This window comes from Neobacillus sp. WH10, assembly GCF_030123405.1.
GTDB lineage: Bacteria > Bacillota > Bacilli > Bacillales > Cytobacillaceae > Neobacillus.
On the sequence record NZ_CP126110.1, the window covers coordinates 5,302,907 to 5,321,126 of the forward strand.

General features: G+C 43.9%; 15 protein-coding genes. 4 read left to right on the forward strand and 11 right to left on the reverse strand.

Going from position 1 to position 18,220, the window contains the following annotated elements:
• Window positions 1-439: 439 nt before the first annotated feature.
• The 3 genes from QNH20_RS25660 to QNH20_RS25670 all read right to left on the reverse strand — a co-directional run bounded on the left by QNH20_RS25660 (window position 440) and on the right by QNH20_RS25670 (window position 5,303).
• A complete protein-coding gene (locus tag QNH20_RS25660) occupies window positions 440-2,311 on the reverse strand; it encodes an Ig-like domain-containing protein (RefSeq protein WP_283920735.1) in 1,872 nt (623 codons plus the stop codon).
• Window positions 2,296-2,556, reverse strand: coding sequence for a hypothetical protein (locus QNH20_RS25665; protein WP_283920736.1), 261 nt, complete (start codon window positions 2,554-2,556; stop codon window positions 2,296-2,298). Before QNH20_RS25665 ends, QNH20_RS25660 begins: the two co-directional genes overlap by 16 nt.
• A gap of 266 nt (window positions 2,557-2,822) precedes the next feature.
• On the reverse strand, window positions 2,823-5,303 hold the full coding sequence (locus QNH20_RS25670; protein WP_283920737.1) for an Ig-like domain-containing protein: 2,481 nt from the start codon (window positions 5,301-5,303) through the stop codon (window positions 2,823-2,825).
• Between the two features lie 300 nt (window positions 5,304-5,603).
• Between QNH20_RS25670 and QNH20_RS25675 the strand changes: the two genes are divergently transcribed.
• Together QNH20_RS25675 and QNH20_RS25680 are read left to right on the forward strand one after the other, a co-directional pair.
• Window positions 5,604-7,235, forward strand: coding sequence for an SWIM zinc finger family protein (locus QNH20_RS25675; protein ID WP_283920738.1), 1,632 nt, complete (start codon window positions 5,604-5,606; stop codon window positions 7,233-7,235).
• A 916-nt stretch (window positions 7,236-8,151) separates the two neighbouring features.
• Window positions 8,152-11,232, forward strand: coding sequence for a DEAD/DEAH box helicase (locus QNH20_RS25680; RefSeq protein WP_283920739.1), 3,081 nt, complete (start codon window positions 8,152-8,154; stop codon window positions 11,230-11,232).
• A 203-nt stretch (window positions 11,233-11,435) separates the two neighbouring features.
• Here QNH20_RS25680 and QNH20_RS25685 read toward each other — a convergent pair whose 3' ends face one another.
• The 7 genes from QNH20_RS25685 to ssb form a co-directional block, all read right to left on the reverse strand.
• The gene (locus QNH20_RS25685; RefSeq protein WP_283920740.1) at window positions 11,436-12,506 is read right to left on the reverse strand and encodes a hypothetical protein; all 1,071 of its coding nucleotides are present in this window, start codon (window positions 12,504-12,506) and stop codon (window positions 11,436-11,438) included.
• A 188-nt stretch (window positions 12,507-12,694) separates the two neighbouring features.
• Complete coding sequence (locus QNH20_RS27000) at window positions 12,695-12,865, reverse strand: hypothetical protein (RefSeq protein WP_349632692.1); 171 nt, start codon at window positions 12,863-12,865, stop codon at window positions 12,695-12,697.
• Between the two features lie 14 nt (window positions 12,866-12,879).
• Window positions 12,880-13,077, reverse strand: a complete 198-nt coding sequence (locus tag QNH20_RS27005; RefSeq protein WP_349632693.1) for a class I SAM-dependent methyltransferase — start codon at window positions 13,075-13,077, stop codon at window positions 12,880-12,882.
• Between the two features lie 200 nt (window positions 13,078-13,277).
• The gene (locus QNH20_RS25695) at window positions 13,278-14,384 is read right to left on the reverse strand and encodes a 3D domain-containing protein (protein ID WP_283920741.1); all 1,107 of its coding nucleotides are present in this window, start codon (window positions 14,382-14,384) and stop codon (window positions 13,278-13,280) included.
• Between the two features lie 326 nt (window positions 14,385-14,710).
• Window positions 14,711-15,118 carry a hypothetical protein gene (locus tag QNH20_RS25700; RefSeq protein WP_283920742.1) on the reverse strand — a complete coding sequence of 136 codons (408 nt, stop codon included), beginning with the start codon at window positions 15,116-15,118 and terminating at the stop codon, window positions 14,711-14,713.
• 782 nt (window positions 15,119-15,900) lie between these two features.
• Entirely contained in the window at window positions 15,901-16,125 is a 225-nt protein-coding gene (locus tag QNH20_RS25705) for a hypothetical protein (protein WP_283920743.1), read from the reverse strand.
• Window positions 16,115-16,486 carry a single-stranded DNA-binding protein gene (gene ssb / locus QNH20_RS25710; RefSeq protein ID WP_283920744.1) on the reverse strand — a complete coding sequence of 124 codons (372 nt, stop codon included), beginning with the start codon at window positions 16,484-16,486 and terminating at the stop codon, window positions 16,115-16,117. Before ssb ends, QNH20_RS25705 begins: the two co-directional genes overlap by 11 nt.
• 244 nt (window positions 16,487-16,730) lie before the next feature.
• On the opposite strand from ssb, the gene QNH20_RS25715 reads away from it, so the two are divergent.
• Window positions 16,731-17,162 (forward strand): YwpF-like family protein, encoded by a 432-nt coding sequence (locus QNH20_RS25715; protein ID WP_283920745.1) that lies wholly within the window; start codon window positions 16,731-16,733, stop codon window positions 17,160-17,162.
• 255 nt (window positions 17,163-17,417) lie between these two features.
• Entirely contained in the window at window positions 17,418-17,681 is a 264-nt protein-coding gene (locus QNH20_RS25720) for a hypothetical protein (RefSeq protein ID WP_283920746.1), read from the forward strand.
• A gap of 166 nt (window positions 17,682-17,847) precedes the next feature.
• Here the strand turns inward: QNH20_RS25720 and QNH20_RS25725 are convergent, their stop codons facing one another.
• Entirely contained in the window at window positions 17,848-18,216 is a 369-nt protein-coding gene (locus QNH20_RS25725) for a hypothetical protein (protein WP_283920747.1), read from the reverse strand.
• Between the last annotated feature and the right edge of the window lie 4 nt (window positions 18,217-18,220).

Sequence of the window (18,220 nt, forward strand, 5' to 3'; positions counted from 1 at the left end):
TTTTCCCCCTACATTACTTATTGTTCGTACAAATTATTTCAATAAAAGGAAGCGGTAATCCTTCTATCGCAAAAAGGAAAAGCCACTTATGAGTCTTATAAGATACCTTTTCAGTGGATTTTTTAGCAGAACGTGCTCCTATAACCCTTATAAGATACCCTTTCCTTGATTTTTTCGACCGAATGGGCTCCTATTACCTTTATAAGATACCTTTTCCGTGATTTTCTCGGCAAAATGGGCTCCTATTACCCTTATAAGTTACCTTTTCGACAATATCCCCACTGGAACGGGTTCTTATTGGTCGCATTTACTACTATTCTCACTTTTTCTAAAAGGGTTTGGTCTCTTAGAAACGGCGATTAACCCCAAAAACACATCTTGCCGCCAATCAACGAGATTGACGGCAAGATGTGTCCTAATGAATCGATTCATTATCCGATTATCTTAATGCTCCGCTGCTGTAAAAATAATAGGACTTACCTGAGATTTTGGCCCAGCCGGTGACCATGGCGCCGCTGCTGTTGAAGTAATACCACGTCGTGCCGACTTTTTGCCAGCCGGTAACCATTGCTCCGCCGCTGTTGAAGTAATACCACATCGTACCGACTTTTTGCCAGCCGGTAACCATTGCTCCGCCGCTGTTGAAGTAATACCACGTCGTGCCGACCTTCTGCCAGCCGGTAATCATTGCTCCGCCGCTGTTGAAGTAGTACCAGGTCATGCCGACCTTTTGCCAGCCGGTCGCCATCGCACCGCTGCCGGTGAGGTAATACCAGGTCGACCCCTGCTTTAGCCAGCCCGTTTGCACAACGCCAGTGTTATTGGCGTAGTACCAAGTCCCGCCGACATTAAACCAGGCCGTTTTCGGCTTAAAGATGACTGGGTCGTAATAGTAGCGCTTGCCGTCGGTGGTCACCCAGCCTGAAGGGTTTTTGGCTGCAACGGTAATCGTTGTTTCCTCGGCTGCGTTCTCTGAATCGGCGGTGGCTGAAACAACTAACTTTGTCCCTTGCTTTTGAACCGGGATCGTGGCGGTGAAGCTGCCGTCTGCACTGGCCGTGGCAGTGCCAATCACCGCTTCGCCTGCTTTTACCTCGATTTTCGTACCTGACTGTGACTGCCCGCTAACAGCCATATCGCTGTCGGTTACCTGATTGACCACGGGCTTTGCTAACAGAATCCGAACAGTATGATTTATTTCCGGATAGACTAAATTCTGGGCCTTATCGTACACTTGCAAATCCAGCTTGTAGGTTCCCGCTTCCATATAGGGATCCACCCGAAAAGTAGTTTCCCATAAACCGGTGGCAGGATTGTAGGCCAGCTGAGATTGATATTGATTTTTCCCGAAAAAGTGCAGTTCGGCTGAGGCGACCCCTGATTTGTCATCGGTGATTTTCGCCGTGACCTTTAGCTGATCCCCCAGATTGAGCACCTGTTTGCTGACGGTAATGTTCTCGACCTTTGGCGGGGTGTAATCCGCGTTCACATTGGTGAGTTCGAAGTCCTTGACTTCAGTTGTCACGTTGCCGGCCAAATCCGTGATTTGAACCATCACGCCACAGGTGCCCGGTTCGGTGTTTTCAGAAAAAGTATAACTGAAGCTCCACTGATCGGTTTTGCTGTCGTAGGTCAGCGGCTGCCCGACCTTCGTCCAGCCGTTCGGCATCTGAAAATCTGCCTTCACCGACTTGATCCCCGAAGCATCGGCCGCTTTGATCGTGACAGTAAACGGCTCGCCCGCTTTCACCGGCTGCGGCTCCAAGCGGAAGCTGCTCATGACGGGCTTCACCCGGTCTTCGTTCGGATTAACTACGGTGATCGACTGGTCCGTGTAACGGTACCACCAATATTCATTTCCATAGATATCGAAGGCCAGATGCCATTTTCCCTGATGGTCGTAGTCCTGGACTTGATAGGTGCCGCTCCATGTGCCGTCCGCGCTGTTGTAGTTTAGGTCAATTTGCTTGCCCGTGTAACCGTTCAGGTTTGCCTGCACCTTTTTTACCCCATACACCGGTGAGTTGATTTTTGCCGTGATGGTGATGATGTCTCCCGGTTTTGCATCATCCGGGGTGATGGACACACTTTCAATCGTCGGCGAATTCGGTTCAGGATCTGTTGTAGTAGGTCCTGTTTGTTCTGTTGGCTGCGAAGACATGGTTGTCCCACTGGACGATGGCTCCGAAACCGTAGTTAGGATTGTTTTAATAACGCTGCTTCCACTGCTTTCTGAGACAGTGTTCGCCAATCCCGCGCTTGGCAGAACCAACATGAACGTTGTAAGTGCTGCAATCATTCTTTTGCCCAAGGTATATCCCCCTCAATCTCGTAAACTACCATTTTTTTATAAACTAACAATATTTTATCAGGAAATCCAGGTTTAGGGAATCGCCCAACATTCGTCATTTTGGTGAATTTTTTATAAGATACCTTTTTCGTGAAATTCTCGGCAGGGAGGGCTTCCATTAGACTTGTAAGATACCTTTTTGGTGTTTTTTTACTTAAACCGGCTCTTAGAACCTCTATTAGCGACCTTTTCTTTGTTTTCTTCACCAGTTCGGGCTCTTATGAGTCTTATATGATACTATTTTGGTGTTTTTTTCGACGGAATGGGTTCCTATAAGCTTTATTGGATACCTTTTCAGTGAGTTTTTCGACGAAATTGGCTCCTATAATCCTTATAAGATACCTTTTCAGAAAGATTTACAACAGAATGGGTTCTAATGAATTCTATTAAATATCTTTCTGGCTTTTTTACCCAAAGGTTTGTATTTACTCTCCCAAAAACACACTTGACCTTAGGGCCAAGGGTGAAAAGATTATTGTAAGGCTCCGTTTCCTTTGAAATAGTACCATTTTCCGGAGATGGAGGCCCAGCCGGTGACCATGGCGCCGCTGCTGTTGAGGTAGTACCACGCGCCTCCGCTTTTCAGCCAGCCGGTTTGCATCGCCCCGCCGCTGTTGAAGTAGTACCAGGTCCTCCCGACCATCTGCCAGCCGGTTGCCATTGCGCCGCTGCTGTTGAGATAGTACCAAGTGCTTCCGCTTTTCAGCCAGCCAGTCTTCATGGCTCCACTACCGTTCAGGTAGTACCAGGTGCTCCCACTCTTGAGCCAGCCGGTTTGCATCGCCCCGTCGCTATTTAGGTAGTACCACGCAGTTCCATCGTACATCCAACCAGTCGCCATCGCGCCAGTTGTCTTGTGGAAGTAATACCAATCGCGACCAAGCCGATACCAGCCTGTTTTTCTCTCAAAGGTCACTGGGTCATAGTAATACTTCTGACCATTTTCCTCAACCCATCCTGAGGGTCTAGTTTTTACAACCGTCACGGTGGCGGTTGGACTAACGTTTCCAGACCGGTCCGTTGTAGTGATGGTTAAGACTGTGCCTGCTTTTTGCGCCGGGATGATTACGGTAAAGGGACTGATTTTTCCATCTTTAGTGTAGTAGGCCGTGACGGATCCGATCACTGTATAATTCGCTTTCACCACTACGGTTGAGTAGGCCTCAACCAGACCTGTGACAGTTGTATCCGTGTCCTTTACTTCATTGACGACTGGCTTTTCCGGCGGAGTCACATCCGCTACGGTGACGGATACCGCGGGACTTCTATTTCCGGATTGATCCCATACGATGACGGTGATCGATGTGCCTGCCTCTCGCAGTGGGATGTCCACAGAAAATCTGCCGTCTGCTCCGGCAATCGTTGATTTCTCCAGGTTACTTCCACTCACGCTTACTGTTGAGCCAGGTTCAGCTTCTCCAGTCACAACGGTATCTTGGTCAGTTACCTGGTTAACACGCGGCTTCTCGGGCGGAGTGGTGTCTTGTACTTTCACCCAAGCAGCGTAACTTATGTTTCCGGCCTGGTCCGTTGCGGTCACTCGTAATTCTGTCCCTGCTTTTTGCAGCGGAATTGGAATACTAAAGCGTCCATTTTGGTCTGCGACAGTTGTTCCCAGCAATGTGTCGTTTGCTTTTACCTCGATGGTTGCATGGCTCTCTGTACTGCCTATAACCTCAGTACTCTTGTCAGTTACGGTATAAACTAACGGTTCTTTCGGCGGAGTTACGTCTTTTACGACAACGGTGGTTGGTTCACTTCTATTTCCTGCTTTGTCTATCGCTGTAACCCTTACTTCCGTTCCTGCTTTTATCCAATCGGTATATACACTAAAGTTTCCGCTCGCATCGGCGGTACCTGTACCAATTAACTGATCCGCATTTTTCACTTCTATTGTTGACCACGGTTCTGCTGTGCCCGTGACCTTAATATCCCGATCGGTCACTTCATGGACAATCGGTTTCGGAGGCGGTGTCACGTCTTTTACGGTGACAAATGTAACCTCGCTTATGTATCCTGATAAATCTGTTGCCTCAATAGCCAGCGGCATCCCGGTTGATAGACTATTTACAGGGACGGCAAAGCGGCCGTCAACTCCGGCTCTGGCGAATCCCAGCTGAAAATTCCCATATGAATAGACGATGTAGACGCGTATATCCGCTCCCGGTTCGGATTGACCTGTGACAAAAGTATCGCCTTCCTTTACCTCATCTACAATCGGTTTCTCCGGCGGCTTGTTATCTTCAAACTTACTGATCGGTTTAAATTCTACATAATGCGTTTTTATGTTACCGACAGTATCTCTTACTTCGATATCCAATCCTTTTTTGGTCAGTCTTGTCAATGGCGGAAATGTAAAGGTTCCGATCCATTCATCAGTGGTGCTGTCATAGGTAAAATCGATCATGTTTGGAATAATCGTTCCACCATCACTTATTTGAGCCGTGATTGATTCAACCCCACTTTCGTCCACTGCCTTTATATGGATCGTAAAAGGATCTTCAACAATAACCGGGTCAGGATTAAAGGTGACAGATTGTATTTCCGGACGATTCCAATCACCGTTTCTTGGATTTGAAATTTGAATTTCCGCGAGAACTCCCGTAGTCGTTATATTTCCCGCGGTATCATGCAGCTCAAGCTTTAAGGACCAACTTCCCTCATGGTCATTTAATTTCACTTTATACTTGGCATTCCATAGCCCTGTATCAATGTTGTAATTCATGTCGATGACCTGGGTTGTATGACCTTGCAGATAGGCGATTACTTTACTTACGCCGGATTCATCCGTGACCTTTGCTGTGATGGGAACGGTATCCCCGGCTGCTGCTTTATCTGGAATGGTGTAGCTCTCCAGCACAGGTCCTTTTGAATCACTATTGGCATGTACCCATCCGCCCCCAGGCAAGCAAAGTATTACACTTAATAAAGCTAGAAAAATTCTTTTTGCCACCCCGTGTTCCTCCAAATCTATTAATCTATTTCCTATTTTATCATGATATTCCACTTTTTAGTAAATACATTCGATTAATTTTATATGAGGAAAATGAAAAAGTTAGCAAGATGATTTTCAATCAATCGAATTTCCAAGCCTCCCCCTCCTCTTATCGCGGTTTTTTGGGTATAATAAATGAATATGGATTTTTTTAAAAGATTACCTGGAACGTTTCTGGGTGGATTTTTATAAAATGATTGAAGCTTCTTCGGACGGAGTTTACGATCTTTATTTTTCCATCAAAAGGGGGTTACGGCCTTGGAGTCTATACCTGCAAATGAATTATTGCTTGAATTTTCCGATGAGATGCGGGAGCTGTTGAACCCGAATGCCGTCGAAGATGCGAAGCTTGTGCAAAAGGGCTTGATCCTGTACCGGCAAGGGATGGTGCAGCAATTACATATTGGGGATGAGGTGGTTTCGGCGGTTGTGCAGGATGTGACTCCTGTGAAGGTCCGGCTTAATCTCGACTTTATGGCGATGAGCGAGTGTTCGTGCCCGACGGAAGGCTTATGCCGCCATCAGCTGGCTGTTTTTTTCAGTGCGTACTCGAAAGTGGGCAGTGTCTCGGACTGGGTAACGGATTGGCGCGAGCCGATTCGTGAGAAGAAGGAGGTTTCGGGCTGGGCGATGCAGACGGCGAAGGATTTGATTAAGGCGAACGGCATGCTGAAGCCGGATTACAGCCGCTGGGTGCATTCCTTTGAGGTAAGCTTTGATACGCTGCTTGCTTCGAAAAAGTACACAAGCCCTTATGTGATTCCAGAATTGTTTGGGATTTACAAGCGGCGGATTCAAGCGAGTGCCCCGGTGGAGCAGGAATGGCGCTTACTTTATGAATTGGTCGGGATCGTGGTATCGTTTCGTAAGCTGGCGGCTTTGTGTGACCGGCTCGGTCATGATGAGGATACTGTGAGGCGTGCCTATCTCCATTTGTTCCATAATTTGATGGATGATGCTGAGGATCTGGCTGTGAAGATTGGGGTGCAATCGCTGCCGTTTGCGTTTGATGAGTTTATTGAGAAGTTGAAGGACGATGCGGTGGAGCTGCTGACGTGTTCCAGCGGACTTGAGTATGAACGGATTTATTTGTACCGCCTGTTATGGGTTCATTTTTTCAAAAAGAAGCTATGGCGTGAAGAGGAACTATTGAAGATTCAGACCAGGCTGAAGGGGCTTCAAGATTGGGAGAATCCTTTGCCGCTGATGGTGGCCGGGGTTCATATCAATCTGCTCCATGGGAATGATGAGACGGCGTTAAAGTTGGTCGGTCAGTTTGCGGCTGAGGAAATTGCGCCATATATGGTATATTGGATTGATTATTTGTCCGGCTTAAAGGCGTGGCGCCGGGTTGGGCCAGTGATTGAGCTGTTTTTGCAAAAAGTAAAAGCGTATTTGGAGAATTTGGGCGGCTATCATAGCTGTACGACGTTTGCCCGGAATGCGCTGCGGTCTGTTGCTCCCTATTGTACGGAAATTGACCGGATTGATTTGTATGAGCGGTCGCTGCTGGCGATGCTCCCCTATAGTTTTGGTGAATATGAGTATGTCTTGTTTGAGCGCGGGCAGTACGATCGCTGGGGTGAGCTTCAGGCGTTTGTCGGCTTGGACTTTTATGATTTGCCGAAGGACCGCTTGAAGATTGTCGAGAAGGAGCGGCCTGAGGTGCTGCTGGCGATGCTTCACCAGACAGCACAGCGTGAGATTGACCAGAAAAACCGCGGGAGCTATCGGCTTGCGGTTCGGCATTTGAAGAAACTAAGGACGTTGTATAAGAAGCTGAAGCGTGTTGATGACTGGCAGTATTTTTTGGACACCTTGATGGAGCGGACGAAACGGCTGCGCGCCTTTCATGAGGAGTGCAGGAGGAGTAAGCTGATTGAGGGTTGAGTAGGTTGTAGGGTTTTTTGTGTGTTGAGGTGTGGCAGCTCCCATCGTTTAGTACGGTGGGCGGCTGGGTATTTTGTGGGAAAAATTATTGTTATTACGACATTGAAAATGCTTGGGAGCTTTGAATGAAAGCTCTGGGTATTTCTCAGGGCCATGTAAGACAATTTAATCGGTTTTTCAGTGAGTTTTGAACTTAAGACCGGTTATTGAAGACAGTTTTAATTGGTTGCTAGTGAGCTTTGTCTTTAAGACGCGCTATTAAAGACAATTTTTATTGTTTATCAGTGAGTTTTGTCCTTCATCAAAGCTATGAAAGAAACTTTGCTCGATTTTTCAATTAGTTTTGTCCTTCATCAAAGCCATGAAAGAAACTTTGCTCGATTTTTTAATTAGTTTTGTCCTTCATCAAAGCCATGAAAGAAGCTTTGCTCGATTTTTCAATTAGTTTTGTCCTTCATCAAAGCCATGAAAGAAGCTTTGCTTGATTTTTCAATTAGTTTTGTCCTTCATCAAAGCTATGAAAGAAGATTTGCTTGATTTTTCAATTAGTTTTGTCCTTCATCAAAGCCATGAAAGAAACTTTACTCGATTTTTCAATTAGTTTTGTCCTTCATGACCGCAATGAAAGACTTTTTGCATGTTTTTTCCTCAAGAAAGGCTATTGATTGTCACAACTGTCGATTGAAAGTTACCGTTTTTTATATTCCCCCTAATGAGACACATACTCATACCTCATCCCTTCTCCTCTAATCACAAATTTTTGGGTATAATAAATGAATATGAACTTTTTTAAATGGTGTCAGGCACCATTCGTGGACACCAGTCCACGTTGGGCGGACAGTTTTTAGATAATTTATGTAACCCGGGTTGTGGCTTTGTTTAGGCTGCAGCTCCAGTTGAAGGAGCACGTTCGATTATGCTGAAAACTAGGTTTATGAAATTGCTGACAACTAAATTAGAGGATGGCCGTTATCTACTGACGGCCCAGGAGGAACATGGTTACGAGATGCAACCTTCCATGTGGAAGAACCTCGTTTTTAGCAGCCATGAGGAAAGCTTCTTCGGAACGCTTCTTGAGACGGAAACGTTGAACGGGGTCGAAGGCATTGTTATGAGCGGCTGGCAGCTGGTTTCCCTTTTTGCCAAAGAGTCGTTCAACCGCTTTATTGAATGGGACTGGAACGATCAATCCGAGATTTGTCTTGCGGCCGCCCATTCGCTTTATGAAGGGATTTTAGAAAAAGACTGGCTGCCAGACTTTTCGGTGTGGGAGCACGGCGAGTTCCGCTGGAAGCTTCCGGAACGGGTGAAGGATGAATTTGATCCGTCTTTTTGGGAACAAAAGGTTGCAGATGAGTCTGGATCTATGGACTCTGAACCCGTCGATGGCCTTAATCGATCCCGATCTGAAGGTCTTGAAGTCGTAAATGACGAGTCCGGTGAGTTCCCAGATGATAATCTTGGCACGACTAAAAGCTACATTTCCGATTTATTTAACAGTGCCCTTGATGCCTATTTAACGAGGAATTCAGCGATGAAAGAGCTGTTCGGACCAAAGCTTGATTTGTTGAAAAAGCAAGATATCTCCGGCAGCGAGCTTGCCCGTTATTTTGATGAAGAAAGCTGGCTTGAGTGGGTCGGAATTAAGGAAAGTGATACACCATTTACGATCGGGCTACGGCTGGATGAACCTGTTGATGGTGAGGGTGCATGGAGCCTGGATGTATTTTTACGAGGGAAGAAAAATGTTGAGGAGATTGTTGATCTCGAAGATGCCACGAAGATCCCTGCGAAGTGGCGGCCATTTTTAGAAAAAGTGGATCGTGAACTTAGTCGCTGGGTACGATTGATTCCATGGCTGGGCGAGGACCTAGGTGATAAAGCGAATTTGGCCTATGAGAACCGCCTCAAAACCCATCTTACCGAGGAAGAAGCGTGGATGTTTTTAACCGAGGCCAGTGAGACTTTATTGGCCTTGGATGTAGAAATCCTCCTCCCTTCTTGGTGGCAGGCTATGAAAAATGCTAACTTGAAGGTCAAGGCGTCGCTGAAAGGGACGTCGAGCCACCGTCCGTCGTTCGTCGGGCTACAGGCGATGCTTGATTTCAACTGGCGTTTTTCGATGAACGGTGTCGACTTGTCCGAAGAGGAGTTTGGCAAGCTTGTCGAGGAAAAGCGGCGGCTTGTCTTTATTCGCGGCCGCTGGGTGAAGCTCGATCCGCAGTTTATTCGCCAAATTCAGGATTTGATGAAACGTGCCGAAAAAGAGGGCTTACATGTCCGCGATTTGCTTGAGCAGGAGCTGGTGGAATCGGAGGCGACTGAGGATGAGCTTGAAAATCCGAAGGCGTTTGCGAAAATTCAAATCGAATTGAACCGCCAATGGAAGCAGATGGTCAAGCAACTGTCGGAGGTTCACGAAATACCGATGGAGCCTGTTCCAGACGGTCTGAACGGAGAGCTCCGCCCCTACCAGCAGCTCGGCATGAGTTGGCTTTGGTTTTTACGTCAGCACGGCTTTGGTGCCTGTCTCGCCGACGACATGGGTCTCGGCAAAACCGTCCAGCTTATTTCTTATCTGCTAAAGGTAAAGGATGAAGTGGTGCCTGACACCGTTAATACTATTAACACGCTTCAGAGCAAAGAAAAGGTGCCTGACACCATTAACACTATCCCGCGTAAAAAAACTGATGGGGATGTGGCGGCAGGTCCCGCTAAGGTGAAGGTTCCGACGAGGGCGGCGCTGATTATCTGTCCGACATCTGTGCTTGGGAACTGGCAGAAGGAGCTAGAGCGCTTTGCTCCAGAGTTGAAGGTGTATTTACATTACGGTTCAAACCGCCTGAAGGAGGAGGCTTTTTCCGACAAAGTTCAAGCTGCAGATGTAGTGTTGACTTCGTACGGATTGAGCCACTTAGATTCCGAGGAGTTCGAATCGCTCATTTGGAGTACGATTGCAATTGATGAAGCGCAGAACATTAAGAACGCACAGACGAAGCAATCGAGGGCAGTGCGCAGACTGCGTGGCCGCCACCATATTGCCTTGACGGGAACACCAATGGAAAATCGCCTATCCGAGCTCTGGTCGATTTTTGATTTTACCAATCATGGTTATCTTGGCAGCATGGGGCAATTCCAGAAGAAGTTTGTCATTCCGATTGAAAAGGATGAGAAAAAGGAAAAAGTACAGCAGTTACAATCGTTGATTCGCCCATTTTTACTGCGACGGACAAAAAAGGATGAAGAGGTTGCCCTCAACCTCCCTGATAAGCTAGAGCAAAAGGAGTATTGCCCGCTTACAGCTGAACAAGCGTCGCTGTACGAGCAGCTCATTCATGATACGTTTGCGGAGATTGAAAAATTGTCGGGTTTCGAACGTAAGGGGTTAATTTTACAAATGTTAAGCCGTTTGAAGCAGCTGTGCAACCACCCTGCACTTTATTTAAAAGAGCGGACAGCAGGGCGAGTGCTTCTTGAGCGATCTAATAAAATGGAGAAGCTTGTCGAGCTGGTAGATGCAGTTTTGGAGCAAGGCGAAAGCTGTCTGATTTTCACGCAATATATCGAGATGGGCGAAATGATTCGATCTACATTGAAGAAGAAATTTGGGGTCGAGGTGCCGTTTTTAAATGGAAGTGTGCCAAAGACGCAGCGTGATGGAATGATTGAGCGGTTCCAGAACGGCGAGTTCCCTGTGTTCCTGCTGTCATTGAAAGCGGGCGGAACCGGTTTGAATTTGACAGCGGCGAATCATGTCATCCACTACGACCGCTGGTGGAATCCTGCAGTTGAGAATCAGGCCACTGACCGCGCTTATCGGATTGGGCAATCTAGGTTTGTGCACGTGCACAAGCTAATTTGCACAGGGACGCTCGAGGAGAAAATCGACGCCATGCTCGAGAAAAAACAATTCCTCAACGATCAAATCATAACAAGCGAAAACTGGATCACCGAACTATCAACCGACGAGCTCAAGGATTTAGTATATTTAGGATGATAGCAAAGGTGGCAGCGTTGTTATTGGTGTCAGGCACCGTTCGTAATGTTTCCACTGTGATAGTGCAGCTAACGGTGACAGGCACCATATTACAATAAATACCAAAACAACAAAGATGAAGGGCTAGGATTTTTGTTTATCCTAGCCCTTTTCATTTTAGCCGCGAACAGAGTCCGAGGGAGTTCATTTTTTTCGAATGAAGGTTATTTGCACTGTTCGTTTATTTTCGACGTGAGGGTATTGTAAAACTGTTGTGGTTCATCTAAGCGAAGATGTGCTTTAATCACTTTCTTTTTAAACCCGTACATGAACTTAGCTTCAATAGGATGATAGAATTCTAATTCAAACGTGGGTTTTTCCTTCATAAAATCAGGAAGGGTTGCATCGAAAACGTTTCTAGCTTCGTCTTTTGCTAATTTTTCAGGGCCTTGATAATAGTAAAAGCTTTTAATTTCTTCAAGCGGAACGGTCAACTGTTTCATGACTCCGACCTGCAGGTGCAAATGACGATCAGTAATCATAAACGGACATAACCGGATCGCTTGTATTTCTGCTAGAAAAAATAATAATGTATAAACGTTTATGACTAGTGCAATGATGGCCACAGTAGCATTCCACGAATGAAGGAGAAAGTGAAACCCAATCGATTCAAGTACAAGCGCGTGGATCATCATCACGTATAGAGCAATGGCACCCATTTTCTTATGATAGGTGTAATTTCGTTCGTCGTTTTCCTTTGATAATGGTTTTTTCCTCCAAGAAAATAAACCGTAATAATACATCGTCATTTCGGAGAAAAAGATATCTCGCATTCGGGATGATTCCATGTGCTGTCCCCATGCTTGCTCCATTCGATTTTGGAAGGTTGAAGCTTCACTTACGTTCGCGCGGAAACTTTTGATAATGGCCGGAATTTTCACCAGCAGCTTATAAACAACGTAAAGTTCCATCAGGAAAAAAGCTCCCTCGCCAGCAAATAAGATATATTTTACAAAGGAATATCCTGAAAGGTAGCCTTGTGGAATAATCAATACCGCTGCAGCATATCCCGCGATCATGACGGGAAGCAAATATTTGAGCGAAAACCGCTTTCTTATGATAAAAAAGTAAACGATTAATGGAATGGTAATCAAGAAGTCGAATAAGGAGCCCAAGACAACCCCTGTTGGAAGCGGTACTTCCCACTCTATACGATAAATCAATATATTTGAACTAATCACTAAGGAGAATAATAAACCGAACCACAACCAATTCTTTTTTGATACAGTTAACATTTTTTCCTCCTAGGTACCGACGTACTTTAATATAATTTTAACATAAATATCCAGTTAAGAAGGTTAAAAAGCATCATAAAGATAGTAAAAATCGTTTATTTGGTGTGAAGGATGGTCTCTTTTTTTTAAAAAGTCTGGGGTCCAACTTTAAATACCCTCAAAAAATAGGAACCTTAGGCTCCTTGTGATCACTCTTTTATTCCCATTACACGAATTCGCTTATAATCTGCTACCCATTCGCCATTATGAAATATGACTTTCCTTAAGTTTTTTTCAACTCTTGTTATAATTAGTTCACTTGCTTCAGTTGTTACGCCTTCAAACATACTAACGGCAAACATCTCTATCCAATTTCTCAACCCATTCTCACCGTTTAATGGTCTGATTGATCAATTCCGATAACATTGATTCCTAATTGATTTAGTTTGTCAGCAATATCCCCTGTTCCACAACCGAGGTCAAGAATTCTTTCACCTTTCTGAGGCGCTAACAATCGGACTAAATCTTCACCAAAGTGCGAAACAAATGAGTGCTTTTCGTCATATAAATGGGCATTCCAATGATCATTCATACCGGTACCAACCCCTGCGTTTTTCAAAAATTTAATTAAAATAAAATTCTTTCAAAAATAGACTAAACTCTTTCCATCTTTTAGCCGATATAATTAATGTCAGTACTGTTACTCTCTTTTCGACAATAGAATAAGAGACCTAACACGTTTTTGGTTGTTAGGTCTCTGTTCTGAACTAGTAGATTTAAAAAACTATTTTACTATTCCAATATGACAATTTTTACGGTTCTTCTGCCCCAGGCATACGCGTCTGCCTTTGTTGGCTTTAACACGTCAATCTTGTGGCCCTTAATTGCACCGCCTGTATCACCAGCAACGGCGACACCATAGCCTTCTACCCATACTTTGCTTCCCATTGGGATAACGGATGGGTCAACTGCAATTAACTTCATATTCGGATTGGCTGCAATATCGTAGCCTGCTGACGTAATAGTACCACCATCAAACGGTGTGTATGCGGTTGCAGTGACATACATCTCTTTCCCTTTTATAGCGACGCCAATATTATCCTGTGAAGAGGATTGTCCAGATCCGGATGTCCGTGATGCCTGCTCACTGCTGATACTTGCTTGGATATTTTTCATCTGGGATTCAATGCCGGCTTTATCTTGTTCTGCCAGTGCGACTTCCTGTGCGATTTGATTATATTTGTCTTGCATAACAGTTAAGGATTGCTGTCTTTTTTGCATGTTTTGATCAAGGTCTTCCTGCTGTTTAGCAAGTGCCTTTTGACCTTCTTCTAAAATTTGTTCTTGACGGTCAATCTCTTCTTTGTCTTTTTCAATCTGTTTAAGGTCTTCCTTTTGCGCTGTCAAAATTTCTTTATCCGCATCCATTAGTGTTGATGCAGCGCTGGCCCGTTGAATAAAATCTGAGATACTGTCAGCTTCAAATAATAGGTTAACAATAATATTGACATTACTATTTTGTTGCATTGCTACTGCCCGCTTTTTCATAATATCTTTGCGGCCAAGCATTTTGTCCTCAAGCACGACAATCTCTTCTTTTTTCTTTTCAATGAGTTGGTTTATTTCATCGATTTTCGCTTGAGTTTTTGCCATTTCATCTTTGTTCTTAGTAATCTCATTGTAAATCGATTCTAATTCTTGTTGAATATTTTCTATTTCTTTATTAACAGATTGTTCTTCTTGTTTCTTTTGCTCTACTATTCTATTCTTTTGCTCTAGCTGCTGCTTAGCATTATGTAGGGCATCACTGTTTGTTTGTGCATATGTAACCATACTACCAGATGCACATAACATCATTGTAAGTAACACGAGAATGATACGCTTGCTTGTCAATTGCATACACTTTCCCCTTTCCTTAGTAATCTATTTATACCAAAACAATATAGCAGTTATGTTACAAAAAGATTAAGAGTGTATCACAATTTGTCATAATAAAATGGAAAGTGTCTATTCTGTGGCATAACAGCCCCAACTTTTATCATAGTTCAAATAGTACTAATGTTTCACCTTTTACCATGGTGCCAATAGCACTATGGGTGTCAGGCACCACTCGTGGACATTGTCCGCCTGGAGTGGACAGTGGGCGTTTATTTTGAGATGCGTTGAAATAGGAAATGGCTCCGGTTGTATCCGGAGCCATTTTTAGTCATTTTCTCGATTTATGGTTATTCGTTTTCCAGCTCCTTCCCCTCTGCTATAATGCGCACCTTCTGCCGCTTATTTGGACAAGTATTTCGATGGGGAGGAAATCCTAGGAAGGAAACCCTATTCCCTTCCTTAATGACAAAATTGGATAACAAATCAAAGGCTTCTTCATTCGTTAGCTCACCGGCGCCTTCTTTAATACTTATTAATCGTTGGTTGAGGTCAACATGGACGCTGCAACCATCGTATTTCAAGGAAATTTTTTTGTCATCTTCTAGAGGAATACATTGATATGGAGAGTTCTTAGTTGATGTGATCGACTGTTTTGTAAGCTGGATTGCATCAGAAAAGCTTGGTTTGCATGTAATTTGTAATTCTTGGTCGTTGATTTGTTTCCCAATGAGGATTAACGAACTTTCATTTTTCAAATAAAATACCTCCAAATTATTACAATTATCGACGGTAATTATTCGACAATAGTTTTATTATTCCTGCTAGCAAATTTCTGTTTGTGCAATTTTTTGTCGTGTGCGTTATTTTCACAATAGTAACTGTGCATAACTAACCTACTAATAAGGAGTACCTGATAGAAGGGCTTTAACGGCTGCTACCTAGTGGAGAGGCACCCGGTTAGGCGCAAAAAAGAAAAACCAGAAGATCCGGATATCGGAATAAGTATAAAGCTAATGGAATAAGAACCGGAATTGAAAATGGCCCTCGTCGGTCTTTATCTAATTGGATCGAGATACAGGAGTTTTTTCGGACAGGATAGTAGGCTTTATTAAGTTAGATATGGGGCAAAATAACACCGAAGAAGCCGCTGACACGAGTTCAGCGGCTTCTAAAAAAAAACAGGGGGGTTTTTCTACTAGTTTCCCCCGCTCACTGATTTTTATACATAGAAATATCGGGAAGGACACTTGAATTATGAATCTGGCTCTTTTATTTGCGATTCCAACCCTTTTATTTGCGATTCCAGCTCTTTTATTTGTGAAGGTCCCTTCTATGTTAATGAAGACACAAAATTTCGATCCCCATGTCCTCCTTTCTTTTTATAAAAAAAAAGCCGGCAGTTAGCCGGAAAATTGGAGGTCACGACGGAGGGATGTTTGATTTTCTCTAACGACTGGTACCATTGCGGGGAAAAATTTCACAAAAAAAGCAACACATGAAGTAGATCTGTGGCGTTTTTTGTCGAATAGTACTCTATTCAAAGGTTAATTGGAAATTTGTTGACAGATTCGTGTAGGTGTCTGGAGTAGATTTGAATGGGGCCTCGTTCCTTGATTTCTAGCTTCTGTTCTCTTATGAGCCATTCCAACTGGCTGACGCGTTTTTGCAGATTGTCGACATTTTTGTTTGCATTCCCGACCATTTTTATTAAGCTTTCCAGCAGCTGCTCTAAGTTGCTGGCAGCGTCATCATTAATTTCCAATTGGCATTTCCTCCTTCTTTTGCTCAGGCAAAACATCGTGCGGCTTGGCACCTAGGAAGCGGACCGATTCAGCGATCACCTCTGTAACGTACACCCTTTTACCCTCTTTGCTCTCGTAATGGCGGGTTTGCAGTCTGCCCGTAATCCCAATAACCGAACCTTTTCGACAGTACTGACACGTATTCTCCGCAGCCTTTCGCCAAAGTGTACAAAGCACAAAATCGGCCTCAAATTCACCATTATGGTTGCGAAAGTGGCGATTCACCGCCAACGTTATGTGTGCCACAGCCGTCCCTTCTGTTGTCTTTTTTAATTCCGGATCCCGAGTCAACCGACCCACAAGAGTTACCTGATTGATCATCTTTTTCAACTCCTTTTTATGTGATGGCTTTATCATAGCCCTAAAGAGCAACTGCTGTAAAATAGCGATAAAGCTTTTTTCAGGGTGGTTTTTGTCAATAAAGCCGATTTTCCCTGGGGATTCTTGTCAATAAATAGTTGCTTTTTTTTCCAAAAGCTGTTTATCTATATTTCGACAAATATTTTTCGACATTTGCTTCTGTCCGGCTTATGTTATAATTTAAAAAAATAAACAGGAGGTAACCATGAAAACATTTAAGTTATACTCATTGGATGTGGTGGAAGATGACTCTTCAGTTGAAGTCCCACTAATAGATGGCTTGATTTTAAATAAAGAAGACGACCAATCCACCTGGCTGCTTGAGGCTTATACTGACCTGTCCCTCTATGATTATTTTAAAGAAATTTCCGAGCAAAACCGCGATATTATTGTTGAAGCGGTTATAACAAAGAAGGAGAATGCCCCTGCCTTTTTTCAAACGAAGATTTGCTCGCTGCTTAAATTTGAAAAATATATTAGCGTCTTGTTTGAAGGACATTTGCGCCGTAATAAAAGTGATTATTCCGAGCTTTTACTCGACAGCCTGATGCAAAAAGGGCTTGAAGGAGAAGAACTTCTCAAGGAATTCAAGGAGAAAATGAAAAGCAAGCCGAAGATCAAAGTAAAAAATCCGTAATTTTTTTCCGCGTGCGTGCTCGCGTTCGGAAAAATACTTTACGGGAACGGAGAAGGGCCGAACTAGAAATAGCGAACGACAAGGCAAGGTTCAGATATTGTGCCGCAACTTCATTTTCGATTAACCTAAACCAGCCCACAGGCTGGTTTTTATTTTTACAAAATAGAGGGTTATTTTACATTTTTTGTTGATTTTTTGGCAATTCCTAGCGATACTAGTAATGTTAATCGAATATTGTTTTAAGGGGGAAGTAGGATGAAGCTAACATTTGGACTTATAGTCAATATTATTATTGTAATTTATTTGTTTTTAGACGCGCCTAAGCATAACAAAAGCCGCTGGCTTTGGGCTATTTTAGGATTAGTATTTGGCCTAATTGCGTTAGGGATTTACTTGATTCAAACCGGCCGCAAGGTTCTTGGCTGGATTATTACCATCGTGTCAATATTAATTTATCTTTTAATTATTTTCTTTGTTGTCATTGCAGTAATCATTTTTTCAACCAGCGGTGTTTTTTAACATGTCAGGCACCACCATTTAAGTAATTGACACCGTCATTAGATTAGAAAGGGTGTCAGGCACCATTTAATGAATTGGCATGGTCTTTATGTTAGTAAGGTGTTGGGCACCAATTATGTATTCTAGAAACTTTGAAAAGGGTCAGGCTTGCGCCTGCCCTTTTTGGTTATTCGTCTTTATTGTCTCTGTCCTTGCGGTCGATGTCATCCTCGATGATATCTTCCTGTGGGGTATTGTTGTCCTTCGCAGGGTCTTTGTCCGTATCCGTGTTTTTGTCCTCTGATTCTGGATAGTTGCGGTTGTTGTTCAGGTCGTTGTTCAGGTCGTTGTCTCTCATATTATTGTTACGATCCAGGTTATCATTTAAATTGTTATCATATAAATCATTATCTGCCGGTCTGTTGACATTATTATTTGTTGGCGGCGGCGGATTTTGATCATTATTGGTGTTACAACCAACCAGTAACACCGAAGATAGGACTGAACCCGCGAATAACAAAAATAACTTTTTCTTCAAGCGAAAAGCCCCTTTCACCCAT

Bases quoted from the DNA above. Each gene is read 5' to 3' on its own strand.
- QNH20_RS27005 (WP_349632693.1), bottom strand. From the start codon at position 13,077: ATGAATGATCATTGGAATGCCCATTTATATGACGAAAAGCACTCATTT.
- QNH20_RS25685 (WP_283920740.1), bottom strand. From the start codon at position 12,506: ATGTTAACTGTATCAAAAAAGAATTGGTTGTGGTTCGGTTTATTATTC.
- QNH20_RS25680 (WP_283920739.1), top strand. From the start codon at position 8,152: ATGCTGAAAACTAGGTTTATGAAATTGCTGACAACTAAATTAGAGGAT.
- ssb (WP_283920744.1), bottom strand. From the start codon at position 16,486: ATGATCAATCAGGTAACTCTTGTGGGTCGGTTGACTCGGGATCCGGAA.
- QNH20_RS25715 (WP_283920745.1), top strand. From the start codon at position 16,731: ATGAAAACATTTAAGTTATACTCATTGGATGTGGTGGAAGATGACTCT.
- QNH20_RS25720 (WP_283920746.1), top strand. From the start codon at position 17,418: ATGAAGCTAACATTTGGACTTATAGTCAATATTATTATTGTAATTTAT.
- QNH20_RS25695 (WP_283920741.1), bottom strand. From the start codon at position 14,384: ATGCAATTGACAAGCAAGCGTATCATTCTCGTGTTACTTACAATGATG.